The sequence below is a fragment of the Pseudomonas sp. BAY1663 genome, assembly GCF_000582595.1.
GTDB classification, from domain to species: Bacteria; Pseudomonadota; Gammaproteobacteria; order Pseudomonadales; family Pseudomonadaceae; genus Stutzerimonas; species Stutzerimonas stutzeri_AF.
Window position 1 is genome coordinate 21,434 of the sequence record NZ_AZSV01000030.1, and the last position, 25,236, is coordinate 46,669.

The following is a 25,236-nucleotide window of genomic DNA, read 5'->3' on the forward strand; positions in this document are numbered from 1 at the left end:
GCCCGCTGGCGATTACCGTAACCTGCAGCACCGCATTGACGAGAAGGACCTGCAAGCCGCTGATGAAAACGCCTAAACGACTCGAACCGCTGATCGAGGATGGCCTGATCGACGAGGTGCTGCGGCCGCTGATGAGCGGCAAGGAAGCGGCGGTATACGTGGTGCGCTGTGGCGACGAGCTGCGCTGCGCCAAGGTCTACAAGGAAGCCAACAAACGCAGTTTCCGCCAGGCCGTGAAGTATCAGGAGGGGCGCAAGGTGCGCAACAGCCGCGATGCCCGCGCCATGGCCAAGGGTTCCCGGCACGGGCGCAAGGAGAAGGAAGAGAGCTGGCAGAACGCCGAGGTCGCCGCGCTGTTCCGCCTGGCCGACGCCGGCGTGCGGGTGCCCAAACCCTACGATTTCCTCGACGGCGTGCTGCTGATGGAGATGATCGCCGGCGAGGATGGCGATGCGGCGCCGCGGCTCAACGACGTCGAGCTGCATCCGGACGATGCCCGCGAATTCCATGCCTTCATGATCCACGAGGTGGTGAAGATGCTCTGCGCGGGGCTGGTGCATGGCGACCTGTCGGAGTTCAACGTGCTGCTCGACGAGCACGGCCCGGTGATCATCGACCTGCCGCAGGCGGTGGATGCCGCCGGCAACAACCACGCGTTCGGGATGCTCGAACGCGACGTCGGCAACATGGCCGCCTATTTCGGCCGCTTCGCGCCGGAGCTCAAGTACACCCGTTACGCCAAGGAGATGTGGGCGCTCTACGAGCAGGGCAAGCTGACGCCGGAGACGGCGCTCACCGGCGCGTTCGCCGAGCCGGAGGACGCCGCCGACATCGCCGCGGTGATGCGCGAAATCAAGGCGACCCTGGCCGAGCAGGCGCGGCGCGAGGCGCTGCGCAACGCCGACGAGGCGCCGAGGACGAGCCGCCGCCGCCGTGGCTGCGCGGGTGAAGCCGCCGCCGCGGGTTCGCTCCGCGCGCGCGTGGTTGCGGGCCGTAGTCAGTCTTCGAGCGCCTGGAACGCGCAGGCGAGCTGCTTGACCGCCGCTTCCAGCTCGGTGGGCGTATAGGCGGCAAACCCCATCAGGAATCCGGCCCTGCAATCGCTCGACGCGTGCAACCCCGTCAACCCCATGAGTTCGATGCCGGCCCGGCGTGCGGCGTTGATAGCCGCCTGCTCGGAAAGACCGCTGGTGAGCAGGCAGGGCATCTGCATGCCCCCGGTCGGCACACTCGGCTCGACGTAGGCGCCAAGGTGCTGGCGGACGAGGCGCTCCAGTGTCGCGAGCTGTGTGCATAGATGCTGCGCATGGTGCGCACATGCGCGCCGAAATGACCGCCTTCGATGAACCGGGCCAAGGTCAGCTGCGGGATCGTGGCGCTGTGCCCGTCGAGCAGCGTGCGGGCCACGGTCATGGGCTGCACCAGTTGCGCGGGCAGCACGGCATAGGCGATCCGCAGGCCGGGAAACAGCGATTTGGTGAACGTGCCGATATAGATCGTGCGCTCGTGCGAATCCAGCCCTTGAACGCAGGCTGTCGGTTTGCCGGCATAGTGGAATTCGCTGTCGTAGTCGTCTTCGATGATCCAGGCCGGGTGTTGCCTGGCCCATTCGATCAGCGACAGCCGCCGATCCAGGGGCAGTGTGGTGCCGGTCGGGAACTGGTGCGACGGGGTCACGAAGACCGCCTTGGCGGGGGTCGAGGCATTGCGCAGGACTTCGACCCGCATGCCGTGAGCGTCCACGGGGATGGGGAGGCATGCGAGGCCGGCGGCATCGAATGCCTTGCGGGCCCCGTGGTATAGCGGATCTTCGACGAAGATCCGGTCGCCGGCATCGAGCAGTACGTGGGCGCACAACGTCATGGCTTGCTGCGAGCTGGTCAGGATCAGCACGCGCTCGGCCGTAGCATGTGCGCCACGTTCGAGATTGACGTAATCGGCAATGGCGCGGCGCAGCGGTTCCATTCCTTGCGGATGGCCATGCAGCAGGGCCTTGTTTGCATACTCCTTCAGAACCTGCCGTTCCAGGCGCTCCCAGATCTGTAGAGGGAACCCCCGCGTTTCCGGCACGCCCGGTGCGAACGGGCGGGGTGTCAGGAAATCACGCACTCCGCCCCCCTCAAGCATCGCGCTACCGCGCCGGCTGAGGTTGGGGGGCGGGTCCTGCGACGGCTTGCGGCGCTGCGACAGGTGGCGTCCCGGCACGCGCTGCGCCATGTGCGAAACGAAGCTGCCGCTGCCTACGCGCCGCTCGATGTAACCCTCGCCGTGCAACTGGCCGTATGCGGCCTCGACGGTATCCCGGGAGACGCCGAGCGACTTGGCCAGTGCCCGCGATGCCGGGAGCGGCTTCCCGACGCCGAGCGCTCCGTCGAGGATCAACTGCCGGATCGCCCGCTGGATGCGTGAATGCAACGGAAAGGCTGCATGTGCGGGGTTCGCTAGCCAGGCTTTGACGGATTCGAGTTGGGAATGCTTGAACAATTGGTCTGCCTTCCTTCAGGAAAGTGGCGGGGAACAGCCTTCCATTTCGGGCGTATAAACCTACTTCACTTCGGGCCAGGCGCCAATCTTCCAAGGAGTCGGGGATAGAACATGTCGTCCTTCACAGCACCATCGTCCATCCGCCCAGGCGATCTCACCCATCCCATCGTGGCGGGGCTCGTTTCGGTCATCGTCAACTATGGTGGCACCTTTATCCTGGTCTTCCAGGCTGCCAAGGCGGCGGGACTCAGCCCGCAACTGACGGCCTCGTGGGTGTGGTCCGTGTCCATCGGCGTGGGGGTGACCGGGATACTCCTCAGCTGGATCACCCGTGCGCCAATCATCACCGCCTGGTCGACGCCGGCGGCGGCGTTTCTCGTCGTGGCGCTGGGGACGACGTCCTATGCCGAGGCGGTGGGGGCGTATCTGATCTCGGCCGCTGCTTCATAGCGCTCGGCCTATCGGGCTGTTTCGACAGGATCATCCAGCGAGTCCCTCCGGGCCTGGCTGCCGGACTGCTGGCCGGCATTCTGCTTCAGTTCGGCATCGGCGCTTTCGGCGGGATGAGCCTCGACCCCCTGCTGGCGGGCTTGCTGATCGTCGCCTATGTCGCGTTCAAGCGCCTGACCGCACGCTACGCGGTGGTCGGCATCCTGCTGCTGGGGGTGGTCCTCATGCTTGTTCAGGGGCGGGTCGATCTGTCGAGGCTGGAGTTCGAGCTCGCCGCGCCTATCCTCACCATGCCGGCGTTCTCGTTCAACGCCTTGCTGAGTGTCGCCTTGCCGTTATTCCTGATCACCCTGACCGGGCAGTACATGCCCGGCATGCTGGTGCTGCGCAATGACGGGTACACCACCAGTGCCAATCCCATCGTGACCGTCACCGGGCTGGGCTCGCTGCTCATGGCTCCGTTCGGCTCGCATGCATTCAACATCGCAGCGATCACCGCAGCGATCTGTACCGGCAAGCAGGCCCATGAAGATCCATCCAAGCGCTGGATTGCAGGTGTTGCGGCAGGTGTCTTCTACATCCTCGTCGGTGTCTTCGGCGTCACGCTCGCCGCCGTGTTCATGGCCTTTCCGGCGACGTTCATCACCACGCTGGCAGGGCTGGCTCTGCTGGGCACCCTTGGCGGCAGCCTCGCCAGTGCGATGTCCGATCCGAACACCCGCGAAGCGGCCCTGATCACCTTCCTGGCCGCCGCCGCCAACATCACCCTGTTAGGGATTGGCGGTGCCTTCTGGGGGCTGGTGATCGGCCTGGTGGCCTATGCGCTGCTCAATGGCCGTTTGCCGCGTCGCCAGGGCGCTTCCACGAGCGCGTTCGATCCTGCTGCCGCCCCCGCCGGCGGTCAGGAGGTGGGTAAATGATGCCGTCAGCTCCGTCCATGCCCCCAGCCGACGCTCATTTGATGCAGGCCTATGCACGGCAGTCGGTTTCCTTCGTTCGTGGATGCGGCGCGCGCCTTTGGGATGACCGCGGGGTCGAATACCTGGATGCCATCGCCGGTGTCGCTGTCGCCAACCTCGGCCATGCTCATCCGGAAGTCGCCGCGGCCATCGCCGAGCAGGCTGGATTGCTGCTGCACACCTCGAACCTGTTCGGCATTGCCTGGCAGGAGCGCCTGGGCCAGCGGCTGTGCGAGCTATCCGGGATGCAGCGGGCGTTTTTCTGCAACTCCGGGGCCGAAGCCAACGAGACCGCGCTCAAGCTGGCGCGGCTGCACGGCAACCGAAGAAAGGTGACGCAGCCCCAGGTGCTGGTGATGGAAAACAGCTTTCACGGTCGCACCATCGCGACCCTGGCCGCCACCGGCAATCCGGCGGTGCAGCGAGGTTTCGAGCCGCTGCTGCCGGGATTCCTGCGCATACCCTATGACGACATCGAAGCGGCCCGCCGCGCGGCTGGCAGCACGCCGGACATCGTGGCGGTGCTACTCGAGTCGGTACAGGGTGAAGGCGGCGTCCGCACGCCCTCCGCTGGCTACCTGGAGGCACTGCGGGCGCTATGCGACCGGCACGACTGGTTGTTGATCATCGACGAGGTGCAGGCCGGCATGGGCCGTACCGGAACCTGGTTCGGCTACCAGCACGCGGGCGTGCTACCGGATGTCATCACCCTGGCCAAGGGGCTGGGCAACGGTTTTCCCGTCGGCGCTTGCCTGGCCCGCGGATCGGCAGCGGAGCTGTTTTCGCCCGGCCATCACGGTTCCACCTTCGGCGGCAACCCGCTTGCCTGTCGGGTCGGTTGCACGGTACTCGACATCATGGCACGCGACCGTATCCCGGAGCGCGCCGCCACGCTGGGGCGGCGTTTGCTGGCGGGGCTCCAGGAAGCGTTGGGCGGACATCCCGGCATCGTCTCCATCCGGGGGCTGGGGTTGATGGTCGGCATCGAGCTGGACCGCTGTTGCACCGAGCTGGTCGGGCGCGCGCTGGAGGAGCAGCGCCTGCTGATCAGCGTGACGCGCGAGCGGACCATCCGGCTGCTGCCGCCCCTGGTATGCGAGGAGGCACAGATAGAGGACATCGTGGCGCGCCTGGCGCTGCTCTTGAACGCTGGTGCCCGGTCCGCTGACCGGGTTCATCAGGAACCTGCGGGCAGGCGGCCGGTGCCAACCGCTATTCATCCATCCACCATGGGGCAACATGTACGAATCGTCGGTGACCCTTGCCGAATTCGACGCCGAACTCGCTGCGGCTGTCCAGCACGAAGAGTGCCGTCAGGAAGACCATGCCGAACTGATCGCTTCCGAGAACTACGCCAGCCCGCTGGTAATGGCCGTTCAGGATTCGGTCTTCACCAACAAGTATGCCGAAGGCTACCCCGGCAAACGCTATTACAGCGGCTGCGAATACGTCGACGCAGCCGAGCGCCTGGCCATCGAGCGAGCCAAGGCGCTGTTCGGCTGCGACTACGCCAACGTCCAGCCGCATGCCGGTGCGCAGGCCAATGCCGCCGTTTTCCTGGCCTTGGTCAATCCCGGCGATACCGTCATGGGGATGAACCTGGCCCAAGGCGGACACCTGACGCATGGCAATCCGGCCAACTTTTCCGGTCGGCACTACAGGATCGTTCCCTATGGCCTCGACCCGGAGACCGGGCTGATCGACTACGACGAGATGGAGCGTATCGCCCTTCAGACCCGGCCGAAGCTGCTCATCGGCGGCTTCTCCGCATATTCCCGGCAGATGGACTGGGCTCGCATGCGCGCCATCGCCGACCGGGTGGGCGCACTCTTCTGGGTGGACATGGCCCACGTGGCCGGCCTGGTCGCGGCCGGTGAGTACCCCGATCCGCTGCCCCATGCCCACGTGGTGACCAGTACCACCCACAAGACGTTGCGTGGCCCACGTGGCGGCATCATCCTGTCCAGCGCGCAGGGTGATGCCTTCTACAGGAGGCTCGACGCGGCGGTGTTCCCTGGCATCCAGGGCGGGCCGCTGATGCACCTGATCGCTGCCAAGGCGATCGCCTTCAAGGAGGCATTGTCGCCCGGCTTCAAGACCTACCAGCAGCAGGTCGTGGCCAATGCCCGGGCCATGGCCGCCATGCTCCAGCAGCGCGGCTACCGGATCGTCTCCGGCGGCACCGACAATCACATGATGCTGATCGACCTGACCGCCAGGCCCTATACCGGCAAGGATGCGGATAGGGCCTTGAGCGCCGCCCATATCACTGCGAACAAGAACTCGGTCCCCAATGACCCTCGTTCGCCTTTTGTGACATCGGGGCTGCGCATCGGCACGCCGGCCGTGACTACCCGAGGGTTCGCCGTGGCCGAGTGCGAGCGGCTGGCCGGCTGGTTGTGCGACGTGCTGGATTCGCTGGAATCCGGTGCGGGCGAAGAGGTGACGCGTCGGGTGCGGGACCAGGTGACGGCTCTGTGCCGCCGCTATCCGGTATATGCGGCGAAATGAGAAAGCTCTGCGCGGGCCGGGCGGAGCCCTGAGGCATTGGCGGCGGCAGTCGACTTTCGCCGGAGCTCTGCCACACTTGCAGGAGGCGCGGCTGCGGCTTTCGCGCGCTTGACCCCCGCTGGCTCAACGGGGATGCTTGCCCGCTTGAAGGGCGGCATCGGATATGGAGAGAACGCAATGCAAGGCCAGGCACCGGTAATCGACTACCTGAAGGAGCTGCTGCGCGGTGAGCTGGCGGCCCGCGACCAGTATTTCCTGCACTCGCGCATGTACGCCGACTGGGGCTTCACCCGGCTCTACGAGCGCATCAATCACGAGATGGAGGAAGAGACCCAGCACGCCGATGTCCTGCTGACCCGGATTCTCTTCCTCGAAGGCACGCCGGACATGACGCCGGAGCCGATCAATCCGGGCCACAGCGTACCGGAGATGCTGCGCAATGACCTGGCGCTGGAGTACAAGGTGCGCGCCGCGCTGGCCAAGGGCATCGCCCTGGCCGAACAGCACGGCGACTACGCCACCCGTGACCTGCTCGCTGCCCAGCTCAAGGACACCGAGGAAGATCACGCCTACTGGCTGGAGCAGCAGCTGGGCCTGATCGACCGCATCGGCCTGCAGAACTACCTGCAATCCCAGGCCAGCTGATCGGCGACGGCGGGCCGCGCGGCGATCACTCCGCGGTTGCGCAGCAACCGCCGGACTCCAGATCCTTGAGGATCGGGCAGTCCGGGCGGTCGTCGCCCTGGCAGTGGCTGACCAGCTCCTGCAGGGTATCGCGCAGGCCGACGAGCTCGCTGATCTTGCGGTTCAGCTTCTCGATATGGGTGCCGGCCAGCGCCTTCACGTCGGCGCTGGCCCGCTGGCGATCCTGCCACAGTGCCAGCAGCTTGCCGACTTCCTCCAGCGAAAAACCCAGGTCCCGCGCCCGGCGGATGAACGCCAGCTGGTGCAGATCGCGCTCGCTGTAGTGGCGGTAGCCGTTGATGCCGCGTCCGGCTGGCGTCAGCAGGCCGATGGATTCGTAGTAGCGGATCATCTTCGCCGTGAGCCCGCTGTGCTTGGCGGCTTGGCCGATATTCATGGGATTGCCCTCGCTCAGTCTTGCGGTTTCCAGGTCTTGAGCAGCAATGCGTTGCTCACCACGCTGACGCTGGACAAGGCCATCGCCGCACCGGCCACCACCGGGCTGAGAAAGCCGAGGGCCGCCAGCGGGATGCCCACCAGGTTGTAGATGAACGCCCAGAACAGGTTCTGCTGGATCTTGCGGTAGGTGCGCCGGCTGATCTCCAGCGCCGCCGGCACCAGCCGCGGGTCGCCGCGCATCAGGGTGATGCCGGCGGCGTGCATGGCCACGTCGGTGCCGCCGCCCATGGCGATGCCGACGTCCGCCGCGGCCAGTGCCGGGGCGTCGTTGATGCCGTCGCCGACCATCGCCACCACCGCGCCGCCCTGCTTCAGCGTGGCGACGGTGGCGGCCTTGTCCGCTGGCAGCACTTCGGCGTGCACGTCGTCGATGCGTAGCGCTTCGGCCACCACGCGGGCGCTGCCGCGGTTGTCGCCGGTGATCAGGTGGCTGCGGATGTGCCGGGCATCGAGCGCGGCGATGGCGGCGGCGGCGCCATCCTTGAGGCTGTCGCCGAAGGCGAACAGGCCGAGCACGCGCGGCTGCGGCGCGCTTTCCACCAGCCAGGACAGCGTGCGGCCCTCGGCTTCCCAACGCTGGGCAGTGTCCAGCAGCTCGCCCGGCTGCAAGCCGAATTCTTCGAGCATGCGCCGGTTGCCCAGCGCCAGCTGCCGGCCGTCGAGGCTGCCGGCGATGCCGCGGCCGCTCAGCGCCTGGCTTTTCTCGACATCCGGCACCTCGATGCCGTCCGTTTCGCAACGCTCCAGCACCGCCCGCGCCAGCGGATGCTCGCTGCCGCGCTGCAGGGCGCCGGCCAGCCGCAGCAGGTGGATTCGTCGCCGTCCACGGTATGCAGATGGATGATCTGCGGCTTGCCCGAGGTGAGCGTGCCGGTCTTGTCGAACGCCACGGCATTCACCGCATGGGCCACCTCCAGCGCTTCGGCGTCCTTGATCAGGATGCCGTGGCGCGCGGCCACGCCGGTGCCGGCCATGATCGCCGCCGGGGTGGCCAGGCCGAGGGCGCAGGGGCAGGCGATGACCAGCACGGCGACGGCGTTGATCAGCGCGACTTCCAGCGGCGCGCCGGCCAGCAGCCAGCCGAACAGGGTGGCGACGGCGATCATCAGCACCGCCGGGACGAACACCTGGCTGACCTTGTCCACCAGCTTCTGGATCGGCGCCTTGGCCGCCTGGGCATCCTCCACCAGGCGGATGATCCGCGCCAGCACGGTTTCCCCGCCGAGCGCGGTGGTGCGCACCAGCAGGCGGCCTTCGCCATTGATGGCGCCGCCGGTGACGCGATCGCCGGGCTGCTTGCTGACCGGCAGGCTTTCGCCGCTGATCAGCGCCTCGTCGGCCTGGCTTTCGCCTTCGACCACTTCGCCGTCCACCGGAAAACGCTCGCCGGGCTTGACCAGCACCAGGTCATCGAGGCGCAAAGCGGCGATGGCGACGTCTTCCTCGCGGCCGTCGACCAGCCGCGTGGCGCGTTCCGGGCGCAGCGCTTCGAGCGCGCGGATCGCCGCGCTGGTCTGGCGCTTGGCGCGGCTTTCCAGGTACTTGCCGAGCAGCACCAGGGCAATGACCACGGCCGAGGCCTCGAAATACAGGTGCGGCATCTGCCCGGCCGGCGTCGCCCACCACTGGTAGAGGCTCAGCCCGTAGCCGGCGCTGGTGCCGATGGCGACCAGCAGGTCCATGTTGCCGGCCCCGGCGCGCAGCGCCTTCCAGCCGGCGACGTAGAAGCGTGCGCCGAGGACGAACTGCACCGGCGTGGCGAGCAGGAACTGCAGCATGGCGGCAGCATCCAGTGTCCGCCGAACAGCTCGGCGAACATAGGCAGCACCAGCGGCGCGGCCAGCAGCAGCCCGGCGATGACCGTCCAGCGTTCGCGGCGCAGGCGCTGTTCGGCCCTGTCAGCCTGCGGTTGTGCGTCGGCGCTGGCCGTGGCGTGGTAACCGGCGTTCTCCACGGCCTGGATCAGTGCCGCTGGCTCCGGCGCGCCGAGCACCTCGACATGGGCGCGTTCGCTGGCCAGGTTCACCGAGGCGCTACGCACGCCGGGGACCTTGAGCAGGGCGCGCTCGACGCGGCCGACGCAACTGGCGCAGGTCATGCCTTCGATAGCCAGCTCGAGGCTCTGCGCCGGCACCCCGTAGCCGGCCTTTTCCACTGCCTGGATCAGCTCGGCGAGATCGCCGCTGGCGGCCTCGACACGGACCTGTTCGTTGGCCAGGTTGACGCTCGCTGCTTCCACGCCCGGGACTTTCAGCAGGGCGCGTTCGACGCGGCCGGCACAGCTGGCGCAGGTCATGCCGCTGACCGGCAGGGTATAGGTAGCGCTGGACATGGGCTGAGGTACTCCTGGATAGCGATGGCGGACAGGATCGACCTTAACCCTATGGAAAGGTCAAGCCTTTGACCTGCGACAGTTGCGCCCATTGACCTTGCCAGGGTGGCAAGGTCGAGAATCGGCGCTCCACCCGCTAAAGGAGTAGAACGATGCAAGTATTCAATGTGACGGGCATGAGCTGCGGCCATTGCGAGCGTGCGGTGATCCAGGCGATCCAGGCGCTCGACCCGGCGGCGCAGGTGCGAGTGGACCTGGCCGCCGGTACGGTGCGGGTCGATAGCGCGCTGGATGAGCAAGCGATCCGCGCGGCGATCGAGGCGGAGGGCTATCAGGTTCGCTGAGGCGGGTCAGGTGCAGGGCGGGCCCGGGTCGTCCGGCCAGTCGCGCAACAGGCCGCGGAACAGCGGATCGATCAGGGCACGGGCGTCGGTCTGTGCCGCGAACAGCTGTGGGTCGCGCGTCCAGTCGGTGAACAGGCCGACCATCAATGCATGCAGCGACAGCGCGGCCAGTCGCGGCGTGACACCGGGGCGCAGATGTTCGGCGGCATTCTCCAGCAGCTTCTCGCACATATCGATGAACTGGTTGATGAAGGCTTCGTGGCGCTCCTCGGCGTCGCGCAGCTCCTCGGTGAACTCGCAGCGGTGCAGCAGGATGGTGAAGATGCGCCGCTTCTGCTCGTTGCTGGCGAGGGCGCCGATGGCCTCGACACTCAGGTCGCGCAGGGCGATCAACGATTGCAGCGACTGCTGCTGATTGCAGCTGCAGAGTCGTTCGGTCATCTGCTCGGGGGGCAGGCGAACCTGGTCGAGCATCTCGTGGAACAGGTGCGCCTTGTTCTGGAAATGCCAATACACCGCACCGCGCGTCACGCCGGCATCGCGCGCGATCTGGTCGAGGCTGGTATGGGCCACGCCCTTGTCCAGGAACAGCCGCTCGGCGGATGCGAGGATGGCATGACGGGTTTTCTCGGCTTCTTCTTTGGTTCGGCGCATGACGACAGGTTCGGGCGGGTGGCCGCTTCAGGAACAGCGATGGGGCCGGGCAGTGTAATGGCGCGGCTCGTTGCGTTGCAGGTTTACAATCGGTTGTGTATGTAACAGCATCTTGCACTCCTGTAAATGTCCGGGGTCTTCATTCGAGTCGGCTCGAATGCCATCGGTGCCCCATTTTCCCTTGCCTGTGAGCCTCTGATGCCCCTGCGGATCCTCCTCATACTGGGCGCGCTCAGCGCCTTCGGCCCCCTGGCCATCGATATGTACCTGCCGGCCTTCCCCAGCCTGGCGCGACATTTTGCAACCAGCGTCGAGCATGTGCAGCTTTCGCTGGCGGCCTATTTCATCGGGCTGGCGATCGGCCAGTTGGGCTACGGGCCGCTGGCCGATCGCTACGGCCGGCGCGGCCCGTTGCTGGTCGGCGTGGTGCTGTTCGCGCTGGCCTCGCTGGCGAGCGCCTTCGCGCCCTCGATGGACTGGCTGATCGGTGTCCGTTTCGTCCAGGCCCTGGGTGGCTGCGCCGGGATGGTGGTGGCGCGTGCGGTGGTGCGCGACCTCTGCGACCCGAGGACCAGCGCCAAGGTGTTCTCGCAGCTGATGCTGGTGATGGGGCTGGCGCCGATCCTCGCCCCGCTGGGCGGCGGTGCGCTGCTGGCGGCGTTCGGCTGGCCCTCGATCTTCATCGCGCTGACGTTGTTCAGTGCCGCCTGTCTGGCTGCGGTGGCGCTGTGGCTGCCGGAAACCTACCCGGCCGGGCTCGCCCGCCAGCCCATGTCCGGTGCGCTGGGCCAATACCGGCGGCTGTTCCGGGATCGCTTCTTCCTCGGGCACGTGCTCACCGGCGCGCTGTGCATGGGTGGCATGTTCGCCTATATCGCCGGCTCGCCGTTCGTTTTCATCGAACTGTACGGCGTGCCCGCCGAGCATTTCGGCTGGTTGTTCGGCATCAATGCCGCCGGCTTCATCCTGATGTCGCAAGTCAACGTACGCCTGGTGCGCCGGCGCGGTCCGGAGTTCTGGGTGCGGCGCTGGGTGTGGTTCTTCTTCGGCAGTGCGCTGGTGTTGCTGGCCGTCGCCGCGGCGCGACCGGCAGCGCTGTGGCCATTGCTGATCCCGCTGTTCTGCTGCGTGGCCTGCCTCGGCTGCCTGCTGCCCAACGCCACGGCCTGTGCCATGGCCGATCAGCGCGCCAATGCCGGCAGCGCTTCGGCACTGCTCGGCAGCCTGCAGTTCGGCGTCGCCGCGGCGACCGCCTCGGCGGTCGGTGCGCTGCACAACGGCACGGCGGTGCCGCTGGCGGCGATCATCAGCCTGTGCGGGCTGCTGGCGGCGCTGATTGCCTACGGTACGGCACGCGCCAGTACCGAGTGAGGCGGCTCAGGCGCTGATTGGCAGCGGGTGCGGCGCTTTCAGGCGCTGGCGCAGGGTATCGACGAAGGCCTTGGCCTCGGCCTCGCTGCGGAAGGTGACGCTGTGGTGGTCGAGTCGCACCTGCCAGGGGCTGTCGGGGAAGGGGGCCAAGGGGCGGACGAGAATGTTCATGGCGATCACCTCGTGGAAAAGGAAAGCCCAGTCTAGTCGAGACCGGGCCTTGCGCTTTTGATGGGTATCAATACCCGCCGACCGCTGACGTGGTGGGGCCGGGTTCTCAGTACGCCAGGCGTGCGTCCAGGCTGTTCTGCGCCAGGCGACGGGCCTGCTCCTCGGTCATCCCCAGGCTTTCGTGCAGGGCCATGAAGTTCTCCGTGACGTAGCCGCCGAAATAGGCCGGGTCGTCCGAATTCACCGTGACCTTCACCCCCTGCTCCAGCAGCTGCAGGATGTTGTGCTGGCGCATGTCGGCGAACACCTTGAGCTTGGTGTTGGACAGCGGGCAGACGGTCAGCGGGATCTGCTCCTCGATCAACCGGGCGATCAGCCTGGGATCTTCGGCGGCGCGCACGCCATGGTCGATGCGACTGACCTTGAGCAGGTCCAGCGCCTGCCAGATGTACTCCGGCGGGCCCTCCTCGCCGGCATGGGCGACGCTGAGGAAGCCTTCGGCGCGGGCCTTGTCGAAGACCCGCTGGAACTTGCTCGGCGGATGGCCGACTTCGGCGCTGTCCAGGCCCACGGCGAAGAAGGCGTCGCGGTAGGGCATGGCCTGCTCCAGCGTCTTGAAGGCTGCCTCCTCCGGCAGGTGGCGCAGGAAGCTGAGGATCAGCCCGCTGCTGATGCCGAGCAACTCGCGGCCGTCAGCCAGCGCCGCGCTGATGCCGTTGAGCGCCGCCTCGAACGGCACGCCGCGGTCGGTATGGGTCTGTGGATCGAAGAACGGCTCGGTGTGGATAACATTCTGCTCTTCGCATTTTTGCAGGTAGGCCCAGGTCAGGTCGTAGAAGTCCTGCTCGCTGCGCAGCACGTCGGCGCCGCGGTAGTAGAGGTCGAGGAATTCCTGCAGGTTGTTGAAGGCATAGGCCTTGCGCAGGGTTTCCACATCCTTCCAGGGCAGGGCGACCTTGTTGCGCTCGGCCAGGCTGAACAGCAGTTCGGGTTCCAGCGAGCCTTCGAGGTGCAAGTGCAATTCGGCCTTGGGCAGGTTGTTGAGCGATTCGTACATTGCTGGATTCTCGTCGTTCGGGTATCGGCTCATTCTAGTGGGCTGTGCCGGCGATGGGGCATTTGTCGTGTGGCAGAAGATACGCCGCCGCGGCGCTTCTACTCGCACAGCGTTGCCCTTTGATGACGAACCGGCGATTGGCGAAAAAACGACCAGCGCTCTGCAGCCCAGTGCTGGCGGGTGCCGGCGCGTTTGTTCCCAATGTTATCCACAAGGTTCTCCACGTCATTCGGGCATAACTTGCAGGCCTTGCGAATGCCGGTGGATGGCAATGGGTCATTATCGGGCCGGTCGGTCGAAAACCACGTAATTCAACAAGTTAAGTATCGGCGTTGGTGGCTATCGGGTGGTCTGTTCAAAAACGAGCAGTTTCTTCCGGGCCGCGCAGGTCCGCTGCTGCAGCGCGGCATCCAGGGGTTATCCACAGCGACGTCCACAGTATCTGTGGGCAAAGAAAGAGTTATGGAGCGCGCAGCCTGAGGGCGCGACGAAGCCCAACACGTTCGTGCCAGAGCCTGTCGGGCTTCGCTGCGCTCAGCGCCAACCTACAGGGCTCCGATCGCCTTGGCCAAGTTATTCGTCCAGCATTTCCAGCTGGCTGCGGCCGCGACTGATGTCGGCGAGCAGCCGTTCGAGAGGCGGCAGGTTGGCGGCGGGCAGGGCGATATCCAGGGTGGCGCCTTCGGCATCGAACTGCTCGCCCTCGAGCAGCGCTTCGAAATCCGCCAGGCGTGCCTTGAGCAAGGCCAGCTCGGCGAACCGGCAATGGCAGCGGCAGCGCGAGCGCGCCACCAGTTCGCTGCGCTCACCGGCCTGCAGGCATTTCGCCGTGGTGCCGCCATAGGCGCGTGCCAGGCCGCCGGTACCGAGCTTGATCCCGCCGAACCAGCGGATCACCACCACCACCACCCGGTCGAAATCCTGCCCTTCGATGGCCGTCAGCATCGGTCGTCCGGCGGTGCCTCCCGGCTCGCCGTCATCGCTGAAACGGTACTGGTTGCCGAGCTTCCAGGCCCAGCAGTTGTGCGTGGCGCTGGGGTCGCTGACCGCCTGGATGAATGCCTGTGCTTCTTCGGCGCTCGATATCGGCGCTGCCTTGGCGAGAAAGCGGCTCTTGCTGATGACTTCCAGCAGTTCACAGGGCGTGGCAAGGGTGAAGGGCATGGCGGGTCTGGCGCAGGCGATCATGAATGGGGCGGCCATTGTAGCGGCCCCGATCTGGCCGTGCTTCGTCCGGGCGGGGCCGCGGCTACCGTCGGGCGAATGGGCTGAACTTCGGCTGTTGCCGGGGCGCCTATCTAGTAGGCGCGGATCGCGTGGGCTCGATGGCCCCGGCGATACCGCATACCGCCGGCAGCCAACGGAGGAAATTCCATGCTCAATTCCAGTTACCAGTCGTGCATCCAGGCCTGTTCCAGCTGTGCGCTGGCCTGCGAGACCTGCGCGGCGTCCTGCCTGCGCGAGGAAGACGTGAAGATGATGGCGCGCTGTATCGAGCTCGACCGCGATTGCGCCGACACCTGTGCGATTGCCTCGGTACTGATGACGCGTGACAGCGCCTATGCCGCGGCTGCCTGCAAGCTCTGCGCGCAGGTCTGCCGCGATTGCGCCGAGGAGTGCGCCAAGCATCCGCACGACCACTGTCAGGCGTGCGCGCGGGCTTGTCGTCAGTGTGCCGAGGAATGCGAGCGGATGGCGGCTTGATGCCAGCCGGCTGAATCGGATCGCTTGCTGGTTCACCTGTCCTGCCAGGAGAGCCCGAACCGGCAAGCTGCCCGCGTACGGCGCAACGTCCGGCCTGGCGTATCAGGCCACCTGTTCATGCCATGGCCCGAACGGATCCGGCAGGCGTAGCCAGTGCTCGACGCCCAGCAGCCATTCCGCATCGCTCAGCAGGCAGGCGTCCAGCTCGCTGCGCAGCCGCGCGAAGTCGATGTTCTGCCCGATGAACACCAGTTCCTGCCGACAATCGCCGAACTCGCCGTGGCATTTGCCGAGTATCGCCGCGCGGCTCTCGGCATCCGCCGGCCACTGCGACTCGGGCGTGAAGTGCCACCAGCGCCCGGCATAGTCGTAGCGCATCAAGCCACCGGCCTGCGACCAGCTGCCGGCCTCCTCCGGCCGGCTGGCCAGCCAGAAGAAGCCCTTGGAGCGCAGCAGCCGGCCGTTGCGCCACTCGCGGGCGAGAAAGTCGAAGAAGCGTTGCGGATGGAAGGGGCGACGGGCTTGGTAGCTGCTGGAAGCGATGCCGAACTCCTCGGTTTCCGGAACGTGCTCGCCGCGCATTTCCTTGAGCCAGCCCGGTGCCAGGGCCGCGCGCTCGAAGTCGAAGCGGCCGGTGTCGAGGATGCGCTCCAGCGCCACCTGGCCCATGCTCATCGGCAGGATCTCGGCATGGGTGTTGAGGCGAGCGAGGATGGCGGTCAGTTCCTCGCGTTCGGCGGCGCCGATCAGGTCGATTTTGCTGACCAGGATAACGTCGGCGAACTCCACCTGCTCGATCAGCAATTCGGTGATCGAGCGCTCGTCCTCCTCGCCGAGGGTTTCGCCGCGGCTGGCCAGGCTTTCGGCTTCGTGGAAGTCGCGCAGGAAGTTCACCCCGTCGACCACCGTGACCATGGTATCCAGCCGCGCCAGGTCACTCAGGCTGCGGCCCTGCTCGTCGCGGAAGGTGAAGGTCTCGGCCACCGGCAGTGGCTCGGAAATGCCGGTGGATTCGATCAGCAGGTAGTCGAAGCGCCCATCGCGGGCCAGCCGGCTGACCTCCTCCAGCAGGTCCTCGCGCAGGGTGCAGCAGATGCAGCCGTTGCTCATCTCCACCAGCTTCTCCTCGGCGCGGTTGAGGCTGACGCCGCGCTGCACCTCGCCGCCGTCGATGTTGATCTCGCTCATGTCGTTGACGATCACCGCGACGCGGCGGTTCTCGCGGTTCTTCAGGACATGGTTGAGCAGGGTGCTCTTGCCGGCGCCGAGGAAGCCGGACAGTACGGTAACGGGAAGGCGCTTCATGGGATTCTCTCAGGCGTTAGGGTCTGTTGACGTTTCGGCGCGAGCCGCGTTGCTGCGCCAAATGGCACCCGGTTAGGCGCAGGATGCAGACAATGGTTATGCCCTTGCCAAGTCCTGCAACGACAGCGGGTGCCATTTGCCGCGCAACCCTTCGGGCCGGGCCAGTTTTGCGCGGTGCTGCGTTACTCGTCGTTCATTTGGAATAACCAAACTTCTCTCCTCATGCCTTGCTCCGCGCAAAACTGGCTCCGGCGCGGCCGCGAGCGAAACGTCAACAAACCCTGGTGTGTTTTTCGCGCTGTTCCTGGCGTTCCTTCGCTCGATGGACAACGTCGTGGTGGGGCGCAGCAGCAGCCGCTGCAGGCCGATCGGTTCGCCGGTTTCGCGGCACCAGCCGTATTCGCCGCGGGCCAGCGTATCGAGCGCATGGTCGATCTTGTCGAGCAGCTTCTTCTCGCGCCCCAGCACACGCAGTTGCCACTGGCGTTGCTCCTCGGCGCTGCCGATGTCGGCCGGGTCGCTGCTGGGCTCCTGCTCGCGTAGTGCGTCGAATTCATCGGCGATGCGCGCCTGCAGCGCTTCGCGCTGGCGCAGCAGCAGGTCGCGGAAGAAGGCCTGCTGTTCGGCGCTCATGTAGGCATTGGCGGGCTGGGCGAGGAGTTCGGCTTCGGTCATGGTGGTATTCTGTGAATCGTTAGTTGTTGTTATAACATAACGAATATTTTGGAAGAATAGGCTACCGCCTGTCTTGCTTGAGAGGTGCTGCGTTCGGCAGAGAGTTTCGGACGTTGATAGGGCGGCGTGGTGGGGTGGGCTTGCAGCCGCGTCGGGCCTAACGCGTGCCTGAAAGGCGGTGCTCGATCACACTCCTGGCATAGCGCATGAATGCGGCCACCTGCTCGGCGCGGCCGGAGAGCGTGTGGTCGGCGCCTTGCAGATAAGCGGCCCGCGCGTAGGCCAGGACGGGGCGATGCTCCGGCGGCAGGCGTTCGAGGGCCCAACATGCGGCGACATCCTTGGGGGCGATGGCGCCGGTGGCGGCGCTGAACCAGATGCGCGCCAGCGCCAGCACCACGTTGCGCTCGTCTCCCTGCCAGTCCGGCGCCTCGCCCCACTGGGCAACGGTAGCCGCCAGCGCCCTGGCGAGATCTTCCCGGGGGACCGGCCCGAACAGCTCGGGCATGGGCGGCCCGGTCAGGCACAGGCTGTGCTGCCTGGCTTGGGTCAGCAGGATGGCGATATCGGGGTCGGGGGTGGGCGGGCGGGATGCAGCCGGTCAGCAATTGTTCGCGCAGCCATTCGCCGAACTGCAGTTCACGCTGCGGCGGGTAGCGCCAAGGCACCAGCTGGTCGCGGACCAGCACCGTGACCTCCAGCGCGCGCAGCGATGGATCGGTGCCGGGCCATGCCGAAACCGACAGCAGGTCCAGCATCAGCGCTCGCCGTACCGCGCCGGGCAAGGGCGTGCCCACCGTCACCAGCAGGTCGATGTCGCTGTGCGGCCTGAGGCCGCCGTCGACTGCCGAGCCGAACAGGTGGATGGCCAGCAGCGTTTCGCCCAGATGCTGCTTGAGCACGGCGCAGGCGTTGGCCAGCTGTTCGGCGATTTCGGTGGGTATGGGCGGATTCATGGTGGCCTAGTCTGGGCGGACCGTGAGCCGGAAGGAAGATACCGGCGCTTGGCGCGGCAGGCGACCCCGGGCTTTCGTGTCGATGCCGGGCGAAGCGAGTGGCGGTGATCCGGGCCGGTCAAGATCAACCGGCCGCGCTTCAATTGCCCGGCGTGCGTTCGGTCGGCCGGCAGGTGATCTCGGCGTAGGGCTGGTCCGGCGAGTACTCGCCCGGCACGCGCTCGGTCGCCTGGGCGCCGGGCGCCACGTTGAATACCGGCGAGGCGGAGGTGTCGGAGCGGGCCTCGTCCGGCACGTGGAACTCGCACGACACCTGCTGGCCGCTGTGGTTGAACACCTTCACCGCCCGCACGCCGAGCAGTTCCCCGTCGACCCCGGGGGCCCGGTCGGCACGCCCATGGGCTGATCTCGATATCCAGGCCGTTGAGGTGGGTGATGATCTCCGGCTCGGGCGTCTGGGCCAGGGCGACCGGCGCGCAGAGCGCCAGGCCGCAGGCGACGAGTAGCTGCTTGCTCATGGGAACCTCCATAGTTCGGTCCCCTTTAGAAGGGGGCGGAGGTCGTCGGTTCGGCGCGGCGCCGAAGGAATGGTTGCAAATGATGAGGCGCAAGGTGGTGCGGCAGGCCATTCAGCTTCTGGCCGGCTTCTTGATCCGCACGTACAGGTCCTTGCCGCCGGTCGCGCTGCTGCCCCGCGATTCCAGCTCGAAGCGCTTGGGCTGGCCGGCGATCAGGTCGCTCAGTTTCTTGCAGCCGTACAGGCGCGGGTCGAAGGCCGGGCGCAGCTTGCTGATGTTCTGTCCGAGGGTGCCGAGCTGGATCCAGTCGTCCTCCTCGGAAAGGTCGTCGAGCACCTTGGCGATGAAGTCCACCGGAACCTGCGGGCACTCGATCGGGGTGCCCTTGTCGCCTGCGCGGGTCGGCTTGTCGTGCGCCTGTTCCACCTGTGCAGCGGCCGCGGCGAGCTTTTCCGGCGCCGGGGCCTCGGCGGCGTTCTTCGGCGCGTCGGCACGCAGGATCTCGGTGTAGACGAACTTGTCGCAGGCGGAGACGAACGGCGAGGGCGTCTTCTGTTCGCCGAAGCCGTAGACGGTCAGGCCCTCTTCACGAATGCGCGCGGCCAGGCGGGTGAAGTCGCTGTCGCTGGAGACCAGGCAGAAGCCGTCGAAGCGGCGGGTGTAGAGCAGGTCCATGGCGTCGATGATCAGCGAGCTGTCGGTGGCGTTCTTGCCCGAGGTGTAGGCGAACTGCTGGATCGGCTGGATCGAGTGGTCCAGCAGCACCTTCTTCCAGCTGCCCAGGTTGGGTTTGGTCCAGTCGCCGTAGATGCGCTTGACGCTGGCGACGCCGTACTTGGCGATCTCCTCGAACAGGCCCTCGACGATGGCCGCCGGGGCGTTGTCGGCGTCGATCAGGACCGCGAGATGCTTCTGCTTGTTCGAACTGCTGGGTTTACTGGCCATGGTGCGTCCCTGGACTGGAGATGGCCTGACCATAACGCCGACGGCCGGCTGATGGCCATAGGCGGCTGGTGGCGAGCGATGCCGAGCGGTGCGGGCTCGGTTAGCATGGCGCTTTCGTCGATACGGAATCGGGTATGGAGCGGCGTGGCACCCTGAAAAGCTGGAACGACCGGCAGGGCTTCGGTTTCATCCGCCCCGAGCAGGGCGGCGAGGAGGTGTTCGTGCATGTCTCGGCGGTGCGCGGCGGCCAGCGGCCCATGGCGGGAGACCCGGTGCTCTACGTGCTCGGGCACGACCGCCAGGGGCGCCCACGGGCCGAGTGGCTGCGTCTCGAGGTGTCGTCGACGCGCAACCATCCGCCGCGGCGGCTTGCCGGTACGGTGCGGCAATGGCCGGCCAAGCTGCTGGTGCTCGCGCTGCTCTGCCTGCTGCCGCTGGTGGGCAGCCTGTACCGGTTGGGTTCGGCAGTGCCGCTGATGATCTATGCCCTCGCCAGCCTGCTGACCTTCTGGCTCTACTGGCGCGACAAGCGCAGCGCGCTGAAGGACCGCTGGCGCACGCCGGAAACCACGCTGCATCTGTTCGAACTCGCCGGCGGCTGGCCCGGCGCACTGCTGGCGCAGCAACTGCTGCGGCACAAGACGCGCAAGCCCGGCTACCAGTTGCTGTGCTGGGCGATCGTGGCGTTGCACCAGGCGTTCTGGATCGATTTGCTGTTCATCGGCGGCGGGTTCACCCGCGAGCGCTGGGACTGGCTGCTGCGTTTGCTGTGAGTCGAATGGCGGGCATGAAAAAGCCCGGCGAGATGCCTAATGCTGTTCAGATAAGCACGGAGAGTAGTTTGTAGGAGCGCGCCATGCGCGCGAATCGCGGGCGTGGTGGCCCGCTCCTACAGATCCAACATCCAGCTTGAGACGTTAAGTGAACAGCATTACGGCGAGATGCCGGGCTTCGTCGAGCGCCGGGGCCTCAGACTTTCTTGACGAATTCGGACTTCAGCTTCATGGCGCCGATGCCGTCGATCTTGCAGTCGATGTCGTGGTCGCCGTCGCACAGGCGGATGTTCTTCACCTTGGTGCCGACCTTGACCACCAGGGACGAGCCCTTGACCTTCAGGTCCTTGATCACGGTGACGGTGTCGCCGTCCTGCAGGGTGTTGCCGACCGAGTCCTTGATCACCTTGTCCTGCTCGCCGGCGGCTGCCTCCTCGGTGGCAGACCACTCGTGGGCGCACTCCGGGCAGACCAGCATCTGGCCATCTTCATAGGTGTATTCGGAGTTGCATTTGGGGCAGGGGGGCAGCGTGCTCACGGCAGGTCCTCGAGTCGGAATTTGCGGAAAGCCGCGCATTGTATAAGGTTTTGCCCCGCTTGGGGCGCCGCGCGAGACGCGGCGTGTCATCCATGGCAGCGTGGCAGGGTCATTTCACCGCGGCGAGGGGCTCGTTGCCGGTGCGCAGGTCGCGATAGCGCTGTTCCAGCTCGCGGCGGATTTCGCGGCGCTGGTAGGCCTGGGCGAAGCGGCGCTGCTGCTCGGGCGTCTTCGGATTCAGCGGCGGCACCGGCACCGGCTTGCCGTCCTCACCGAGGGCGACCATGGTGAAGAAGCAGCTGTTGGTATGGCGTACGGTCTTCGAACGGATGTCCTCGGTGACCACCTTGATGCCGATCTCCATCGACGTGGTGCCGGTGTAGTTGACCGACGCGAGGAAGGTGACCAGTTCGCCGACGTGCACCGGCTGGCGAAACACCACCTGGTCCACCGAGAGCGTCACGACGTACTGCCCGGCGTAGCGGCTGGCGCAGGCATAGGCGACTTCGTCGAGATACTTGAGCAGCGTGCCGCCATGTACATTGCCGGAAAAATTGGCTTTGTCCGGCGTCATCAGTACGGTCATGGTCAGCTCTGCATGTCCATCTAGCATGGGGGTCACGGCTCCTCGGTGGATGAAGGGGTGCTACTTTAGTCGAACACGCGGCCGCTGTGTGTGGCATTTTTCGATTCGCTTCATCTTTTTTTTCGATCGTCAATGCGGCGCAAGCGCGCAGTGGGTTGGCGGTAATGGCTGCCGTAACGGCAGGATTGCCATGCGGATCGGGCCCAGGGGCGGTGAACTGTGATGGTTTTCACGAAAGACGCCGGGCGGTCCGGCCGGGAACGCCTTTTGTTGATTTATGCCGGGGTTCGGGGTTTTTCCCATCCCTATAGTCGGGCGACAAAAAGCGCCCCACTGACCACCTCGGTACCGGATGATCCCCATGCGTGTTCTTGTTCTCGTTCTCGTCCTGCTCAGCTGCTTCGTCCCGTTTTCCCATGCCAGCGAGGAGGCGATGGAGCGTTTCAACTACCTGATGGCCGATGAGCAGCGTCGCCAGCAGGCCAGCCTGGCGGGGCAGGAGCGGGCGGTGTTCTGCACCTATTGCCATGGCGAGACCGGCAACAGCAAGCGCAAGCACATCCCCAATCTCGCCGGGCAGAACCCGCTCTACCTGTTCCACTCCTTCGAGAAGTTCGCCAGTGGCGAGCGCATCGACTTCGTCATGTCCAAGCTGGCCCAGAACCTCACCCTGGAAGATCGGGTGAACGTCGCGGTGTACTTCAGCCAGCAGAAGGTCAACCCGCCGGAAGGCGCGCCGAACGAGGCGCTGCGCAAGACGGGTGAGCGCATCTTCCGGACGACTTGCACCGGCTGCCATGGTACCCATGCCGAGGGTATGGAGACCATGCCGCGGCTGGCCGGGCAGCCGGACGAGTACATCCGCAAGGCGTTGACGCGCTTTCGCGAGAACGACCCCAGCCGTGCCGGGTCGGTGATGATCGGTGTGGCCGCGCACCTCTCCGCGGCGGACGTCGAGGCCCTGGCGAGCTACCTGTCGCACCTGCAGCTGAGCCCGGCCGAGGAGATGGCCACCATCACCCGGCTGCGCAAGGTGGCCGCTCAGTAACGCTCGATATGCGCCGGCGTCCGGCGCATCAGCACCTTGCCCGCGCGGATCGACACCCGCGCATGGCCCTGGGTGCGCAGCAGTTCGTAATCGTCCGGCGCCGAGAGGATCAGCAGGTTCGCCGGCCGTCCCGCCTCCAGCCCGTAGCGTTCGCCGAGGTTCAGCGTGCGTGCGCTGTTGTCGCTGATCAGGTCGAGGCAACGCTGCAGGTCTTCGTAGCCGAGCATGTGGCAGATGTGCAGGCCGGCTTCGAGGATGCGCAGGATGTTGCCGTTGCCCAAGGGATACCAGGGATCGACGATGGAGTCCTGGCCGAAGCAGACGTTCATTCCGGCGCGGTCGATCTCGGCCACGCGGGTCAGCCCGCGGCGCTTGGGGTAGCTGTCGAAGCGGCCCTGCAGGTGGATGCTCTCGGTCGGGCAGGAGACGAAGTTGATCTTCGACAGCTTGAGCAGGCGGAACAGCTTGGAACAGTAGGCGTTATCGTAGGAACCCATCGCCGTGGTGTGGCTGGCGGTGACGCGCTCGCCCATCTCGCGTACCCGCGCCTCTTCGGCCAGCACTTCGAGAAAGCGCGACTGCGGGTCGTCAGTTTCATCGCAGTGCACGTCCACCAGACAGCCGCTGCGCTCGGCCAGGTCCATGAGGAAGTGGATGGAGCTGACGCCCTGGTCGCGGGTGTTCTCGAAGTGCGGAATGCCGCCGACCACGTCGGCGCCCATGGCGATCGCCTCGGTCATCAGCTCGCGACCGCTCTTGAACGACTCGATGCCCTCCTGCGGGAAGGCGACGATCTGCAGGTCGATCAGGTGGCGGGTTTCCTCGCGCACCTCGAGCATCGATTTGAGCGCCGACAACGTCGGATCAGTGACGTCGACATGCGTGCGCACATGCTGGATGCCGTGCTCGACCAGCATGTCGATGGTCTTCTTCGCCCGCGCCTTGGTGTCCTCGTGGGTGACCAGCGCCTTGCGCTCGCCCCAGCGCTCGATACCCTCGAACAGCGTGCCGCTCATGTTCCATGCCGGCTCGCCGGCGGTAAGGGTGGCGTCCAGGTGGATGTGCGGTTCGATGAAGGGCGGCACCACCAGGTTGCTGGCGGCGTCGATATCGCCCTCGCTGGCTTCGGCCGGCGCCTGCTGCGCGCTGATGGCGGCGATGCGCGCGCCGTCCAGTTCGATGCGGTACAGGCCGCTGCGGCCGCGCAGGCGGGCGTTGAGGATGTTCATGGCGACTCCTTGTTCAGCGTGAGCTCGATTGCGTCAGTACCGTGCGCGACAGGGCCAGGCGCCGGCCCTCGTGCAGGACAATATAGGCCGTGGCGCTCACCAGTATGCCGACGATGGGAGCGATCCAGGGCGAGAAATAGGCGCAGGCGGCGCCGAGCACGTAGGCCGCCAGGCCCAGGCCGTTGTACTTCGGCAGGCGCGCCTCGGCCAGCTTCGGGTACTGGCCGCGGTGCCGGTAGAAGAAGTCGGCCATGATCACCCCGCCGATCGGCGGGATGATCGAGCCGAGCAGGATCAGGAACGGGATCAGCAACTCGTACATGCCGCCGAGCGCCAGCAGCGTGCCGATGCAGGCGCCACCCAGGGTCACCAGCCGGCGCCGCTCGGTACGCAGCAGGTTGCAGCCGGCGGCGGCGAAGTTGTAGATGGTGTTGTCCTGGGTGGTCCAAAGGTTGAGAAACAGCATCACCACCGCGGCCATGGACAGGCCCTGCAGCACCAGCACCTCGACGATGTCCGGCTGCTGGTAGACGATGGCTCCGTAGGCACCGGCGACGATCATCAGGCCGTTGCCGATGAAGAAGCCGACCAGGCTGGCCCATACCGCGACCTTGCCGCTCTTGGCGAAACGTGTCCAGTTGGTGGCCTGGGTCGCGCCGCTGACGAAGGTGCCGAAGATCAGGGTGATGGCCATGCCCAGGGTCAGCTCTTCGCTCGGCTGGACCGCCAGCAGCGGTTGCAGGCCGCCGATGTCGCGGGTAGCGATCCACAGCGACACCAGCAGCAGGATCAGCATCGCCGGCACCGCCACGCGCGACAGCAGGTCCAGGCCGCGGTAGCCGACGAAGGCGGTCAGGCAGAAGCCGAAACCGAACAGCACCATCAGTGGCATCGTCCAGCCTTGCGGCAGTTCGAGCAGCCGGACCAGCACGATGGCGATGGTCGCGGTGCCCCAGGCATACCAGCCGACCTGGGTGAAGCCGAGCAGCAGGTCCGAGAGCCGGCTGCCACTTTCGCCGAAGCAGAAGCGCCCCATCAGCACCGAGTTCAGCCCGCTGCGGCAGGCGATCAGCCCGAGCGCGGCGGCATAGAGGCCGAGCAGCAGGTTGCCGATCACCGCCGCCCAGAGCATGGTCTTGAAGTCGAAGGCCAGGCCGAGCTTGCCGCCGGCGAACATGGTGGCGGTGAAGAAGGTGAAGCCGAACAGCAGGATCGAGGTGGACCACAGGCCCTTGCGCGCGCTCGCCGGGACTTCGCTCAAGGGGAAATCGCTGTCGCTGTGCTGGGTCATCGTCGTTGCTCCGCGTCGAGAAGGGGTGGCGGGGTGTAGCAGGTGTCATGCCATTAGTTGACCGAGTGGACAGGCCGCCAGTGTCGCGGGAAACGCCGGCGAGCCGAGCGTGCGAGGGGGCACGCAATGGTGCGCCGCGCCGGGGGCGTGCACCGGTTTCGACCGCGCCGGCGCCGCTGTGCACGGTGGCGG

General features: G+C 66.3%; 18 protein-coding genes and 8 pseudogenes. 10 read left to right on the top strand and 16 right to left on the bottom strand.

Features of this window, described 5'->3' with window-relative positions; translation table 11 throughout:
- Nucleotides 1-62 precede the first annotated feature (62 nt).
- Nucleotides 63-949, top strand: a pseudogene (locus tag BAY1663_RS10770) (PA4780 family RIO1-like protein kinase).
- 48 nt (nucleotides 950-997) lie between these two features.
- On the opposite strand, the pseudogene BAY1663_RS10775 reads toward BAY1663_RS10770, so the two are convergent.
- Nucleotides 998-2,484, bottom strand: a pseudogene (locus BAY1663_RS10775) (PLP-dependent aminotransferase family protein).
- Between the two features lie 111 nt (nucleotides 2,485-2,595).
- Here BAY1663_RS10775 and BAY1663_RS10780 point away from each other — a divergent pair.
- The 4 genes and pseudogenes from BAY1663_RS10780 (at nucleotide 2,596) to bfr (ending at nucleotide 7,049) form a co-directional block, all read left to right on the top strand.
- A pseudogene (locus tag BAY1663_RS10780) lies at nucleotides 2,596-3,854 on the top strand (benzoate/H(+) symporter BenE family transporter).
- Nucleotides 3,855-3,871: 17 nt separating this feature from the next.
- Nucleotides 3,872-5,050 (top strand): annotated as a pseudogene (locus BAY1663_RS23720) (aspartate aminotransferase family protein); the annotation flags it as partial.
- 82 nt (nucleotides 5,051-5,132) lie between these two features.
- Nucleotides 5,133-6,404: a serine hydroxymethyltransferase gene (glyA, locus tag BAY1663_RS10795; RefSeq protein ID WP_037040456.1), complete on the top strand. Its 1,272-nt coding sequence runs from the start codon at nucleotides 5,133-5,135 to the stop codon at nucleotides 6,402-6,404.
- A 177-nt stretch (nucleotides 6,405-6,581) separates the two neighbouring features.
- Entirely contained in the window at nucleotides 6,582-7,049 is a 468-nt protein-coding gene (bfr, locus tag BAY1663_RS10800; protein WP_037040458.1) for a bacterioferritin, read from the top strand.
- 25 nt (nucleotides 7,050-7,074) lie between these two features.
- Here the strand turns inward: bfr and cueR are convergent, their stop codons facing one another.
- Together cueR and BAY1663_RS10810 are read right to left on the bottom strand one after the other, a co-directional pair.
- Nucleotides 7,075-7,485, bottom strand: coding sequence for a Cu(I)-responsive transcriptional regulator (cueR, locus tag BAY1663_RS10805; RefSeq protein WP_037040460.1), 411 nt, complete (start codon nucleotides 7,483-7,485; stop codon nucleotides 7,075-7,077).
- Between the two features lie 14 nt (nucleotides 7,486-7,499).
- A pseudogene (locus BAY1663_RS10810) lies at nucleotides 7,500-9,879 on the bottom strand (heavy metal translocating P-type ATPase).
- Between the two features lie 152 nt (nucleotides 9,880-10,031).
- Here BAY1663_RS10810 and BAY1663_RS10815 point away from each other — a divergent pair.
- Nucleotides 10,032-10,223, top strand: coding sequence for a heavy-metal-associated domain-containing protein (locus tag BAY1663_RS10815; RefSeq protein ID WP_037040461.1), 192 nt, complete (start codon nucleotides 10,032-10,034; stop codon nucleotides 10,221-10,223).
- A 6-nt stretch (nucleotides 10,224-10,229) separates the two neighbouring features.
- On the opposite strand, the gene BAY1663_RS10820 is transcribed toward BAY1663_RS10815, so the two are convergent.
- Nucleotides 10,230-10,877, bottom strand: coding sequence for a TetR family transcriptional regulator (locus tag BAY1663_RS10820; protein ID WP_037040464.1), 648 nt, complete (start codon nucleotides 10,875-10,877; stop codon nucleotides 10,230-10,232).
- Between the two features lie 198 nt (nucleotides 10,878-11,075).
- On the opposite strand from BAY1663_RS10820, the gene BAY1663_RS10825 reads away from it, so the two are divergent.
- On the top strand, nucleotides 11,076-12,248 hold the full coding sequence (locus BAY1663_RS10825) for a Bcr/CflA family multidrug efflux MFS transporter (RefSeq protein WP_037040466.1): 1,173 nt from the start codon (nucleotides 11,076-11,078) through the stop codon (nucleotides 12,246-12,248).
- A gap of 6 nt (nucleotides 12,249-12,254) precedes the next feature.
- Here the strand turns inward: BAY1663_RS10825 and BAY1663_RS24470 are convergent, their stop codons facing one another.
- From BAY1663_RS24470 to BAY1663_RS10835, 3 genes are all read right to left on the bottom strand, one after another.
- The gene (locus BAY1663_RS24470; protein WP_164838449.1) at nucleotides 12,255-12,419 is read right to left on the bottom strand and encodes a hypothetical protein; all 165 of its coding nucleotides are present in this window, start codon (nucleotides 12,417-12,419) and stop codon (nucleotides 12,255-12,257) included.
- A gap of 106 nt (nucleotides 12,420-12,525) precedes the next feature.
- A complete protein-coding gene (locus BAY1663_RS10830) occupies nucleotides 12,526-13,476 on the bottom strand; it encodes an adenosine deaminase (RefSeq protein ID WP_037040469.1) in 951 nt (316 codons plus the stop codon).
- A 573-nt stretch (nucleotides 13,477-14,049) separates the two neighbouring features.
- Nucleotides 14,050-14,640: a YigZ family protein gene (locus BAY1663_RS10835; protein ID WP_037040504.1), complete on the bottom strand. Its 591-nt coding sequence runs from the start codon at nucleotides 14,638-14,640 to the stop codon at nucleotides 14,050-14,052.
- 210 nt (nucleotides 14,641-14,850) lie between these two features.
- Between BAY1663_RS10835 and BAY1663_RS10840 the strand changes: the two genes are divergently transcribed.
- Nucleotides 14,851-15,180, top strand: a complete 330-nt coding sequence (locus BAY1663_RS10840; RefSeq protein WP_037040472.1) for a four-helix bundle copper-binding protein — start codon at nucleotides 14,851-14,853, stop codon at nucleotides 15,178-15,180.
- Nucleotides 15,181-15,282: 102 nt separating this feature from the next.
- Here BAY1663_RS10840 and zigA read toward each other — a convergent pair whose 3' ends face one another.
- From zigA to BAY1663_RS10865, 5 genes and pseudogenes are all read right to left on the bottom strand, one after another.
- Nucleotides 15,283-16,485 carry a zinc metallochaperone GTPase ZigA gene (zigA, locus tag BAY1663_RS10845; RefSeq protein ID WP_037040477.1) on the bottom strand — a complete coding sequence of 401 codons (1,203 nt, stop codon included), beginning with the start codon at nucleotides 16,483-16,485 and terminating at the stop codon, nucleotides 15,283-15,285.
- Between the two features lie 271 nt (nucleotides 16,486-16,756).
- Nucleotides 16,757-17,160 (bottom strand): annotated as a pseudogene (gene dksA, locus BAY1663_RS10850) (RNA polymerase-binding protein DksA).
- A 157-nt stretch (nucleotides 17,161-17,317) separates the two neighbouring features.
- A pseudogene (locus BAY1663_RS10855) lies at nucleotides 17,318-18,116 on the bottom strand (AadA family aminoglycoside 3''-O-nucleotidyltransferase).
- 139 nt (nucleotides 18,117-18,255) lie between these two features.
- Nucleotides 18,256-18,634 (bottom strand): annotated as a pseudogene (locus BAY1663_RS10860) (hypothetical protein).
- A 111-nt stretch (nucleotides 18,635-18,745) separates the two neighbouring features.
- A complete protein-coding gene (locus BAY1663_RS10865; RefSeq protein ID WP_037040479.1) occupies nucleotides 18,746-19,579 on the bottom strand; it encodes an NYN domain-containing protein in 834 nt (277 codons plus the stop codon).
- A 134-nt stretch (nucleotides 19,580-19,713) separates the two neighbouring features.
- On the opposite strand from BAY1663_RS10865, the gene BAY1663_RS10870 reads away from it, so the two are divergent.
- A complete protein-coding gene (locus BAY1663_RS10870) occupies nucleotides 19,714-20,352 on the top strand; it encodes a DUF1294 domain-containing protein (RefSeq protein ID WP_037040481.1) in 639 nt (212 codons plus the stop codon).
- Between the two features lie 196 nt (nucleotides 20,353-20,548).
- Here the strand turns inward: BAY1663_RS10870 and BAY1663_RS10875 are convergent, their stop codons facing one another.
- Together BAY1663_RS10875 and BAY1663_RS10880 are read right to left on the bottom strand one after the other, a co-directional pair.
- The gene (locus tag BAY1663_RS10875) at nucleotides 20,549-20,890 is read right to left on the bottom strand and encodes a zinc ribbon domain-containing protein YjdM (protein WP_037040483.1); all 342 of its coding nucleotides are present in this window, start codon (nucleotides 20,888-20,890) and stop codon (nucleotides 20,549-20,551) included.
- 109 nt (nucleotides 20,891-20,999) lie between these two features.
- A complete protein-coding gene (locus BAY1663_RS10880) occupies nucleotides 21,000-21,503 on the bottom strand; it encodes an acyl-CoA thioesterase (protein ID WP_037040487.1) in 504 nt (167 codons plus the stop codon).
- Between the two features lie 334 nt (nucleotides 21,504-21,837).
- Between BAY1663_RS10880 and BAY1663_RS10885 the strand changes: the two genes are divergently transcribed.
- Nucleotides 21,838-22,524: a c-type cytochrome gene (locus tag BAY1663_RS10885; protein WP_037040489.1), complete on the top strand. Its 687-nt coding sequence runs from the start codon at nucleotides 21,838-21,840 to the stop codon at nucleotides 22,522-22,524.
- Here BAY1663_RS10885 and codA read toward each other — a convergent pair.
- Both codA and codB read right to left on the bottom strand, forming a co-directional pair.
- Nucleotides 22,518-23,753, bottom strand: a complete 1,236-nt coding sequence (gene codA, locus BAY1663_RS10890) for a cytosine deaminase (protein WP_037040491.1) — start codon at nucleotides 23,751-23,753, stop codon at nucleotides 22,518-22,520. The two genes, BAY1663_RS10885 and codA, sit on opposite strands and share 7 nt — an antisense overlap.
- Nucleotides 23,754-23,766: 13 nt before the next feature.
- On the bottom strand, nucleotides 23,767-25,044 hold the full coding sequence (gene codB / locus BAY1663_RS10895) for a cytosine permease (RefSeq protein WP_037040493.1): 1,278 nt from the start codon (nucleotides 25,042-25,044) through the stop codon (nucleotides 23,767-23,769).
- Nucleotides 25,045-25,236: the final 192 nt, after the last annotated feature.

Excerpts from the sequence above, each read along its gene's own strand:
- glyA (WP_037040456.1), top strand. The coding sequence starts at position 5,133 with ATGTACGAATCGTCGGTGACCCTTGCCGAATTCGACGCCGAACTCGCT.
- bfr (WP_037040458.1), top strand. The coding sequence starts at position 6,582 with ATGCAAGGCCAGGCACCGGTAATCGACTACCTGAAGGAGCTGCTGCGC.
- cueR (WP_037040460.1), bottom strand. The coding sequence starts at position 7,485 with ATGAATATCGGCCAAGCCGCCAAGCACAGCGGGCTCACGGCGAAGATG.
- BAY1663_RS10815 (WP_037040461.1), top strand. The coding sequence starts at position 10,032 with ATGCAAGTATTCAATGTGACGGGCATGAGCTGCGGCCATTGCGAGCGT.
- BAY1663_RS10820 (WP_037040464.1), bottom strand. The coding sequence starts at position 10,877 with ATGCGCCGAACCAAAGAAGAAGCCGAGAAAACCCGTCATGCCATCCTC.
- BAY1663_RS10825 (WP_037040466.1), top strand. The coding sequence starts at position 11,076 with ATGCCCCTGCGGATCCTCCTCATACTGGGCGCGCTCAGCGCCTTCGGC.
- BAY1663_RS24470 (WP_164838449.1), bottom strand. The coding sequence starts at position 12,419 with ATGAACATTCTCGTCCGCCCCTTGGCCCCCTTCCCCGACAGCCCCTGG.
- BAY1663_RS10830 (WP_037040469.1), bottom strand. The coding sequence starts at position 13,476 with ATGTACGAATCGCTCAACAACCTGCCCAAGGCCGAATTGCACTTGCAC.
- BAY1663_RS10835 (WP_037040504.1), bottom strand. The coding sequence starts at position 14,640 with ATGCCCTTCACCCTTGCCACGCCCTGTGAACTGCTGGAAGTCATCAGC.
- BAY1663_RS10840 (WP_037040472.1), top strand. The coding sequence starts at position 14,851 with ATGCTCAATTCCAGTTACCAGTCGTGCATCCAGGCCTGTTCCAGCTGT.
- zigA (WP_037040477.1), bottom strand. The coding sequence starts at position 16,485 with ATGAAGCGCCTTCCCGTTACCGTACTGTCCGGCTTCCTCGGCGCCGGC.
- BAY1663_RS10865 (WP_037040479.1), bottom strand. The coding sequence starts at position 19,579 with ATGGCCAGTAAACCCAGCAGTTCGAACAAGCAGAAGCATCTCGCGGTC.
- BAY1663_RS10870 (WP_037040481.1), top strand. The coding sequence starts at position 19,714 with ATGGAGCGGCGTGGCACCCTGAAAAGCTGGAACGACCGGCAGGGCTTC.
- BAY1663_RS10880 (WP_037040487.1), bottom strand. The coding sequence starts at position 21,503 with ATGCTAGATGGACATGCAGAGCTGACCATGACCGTACTGATGACGCCG.
- BAY1663_RS10885 (WP_037040489.1), top strand. The coding sequence starts at position 21,838 with ATGCGTGTTCTTGTTCTCGTTCTCGTCCTGCTCAGCTGCTTCGTCCCG.
- codA (WP_037040491.1), bottom strand. The coding sequence starts at position 23,753 with ATGAACATCCTCAACGCCCGCCTGCGCGGCCGCAGCGGCCTGTACCGC.
- codB (WP_037040493.1), bottom strand. The coding sequence starts at position 25,044 with ATGACCCAGCACAGCGACAGCGATTTCCCCTTGAGCGAAGTCCCGGCG.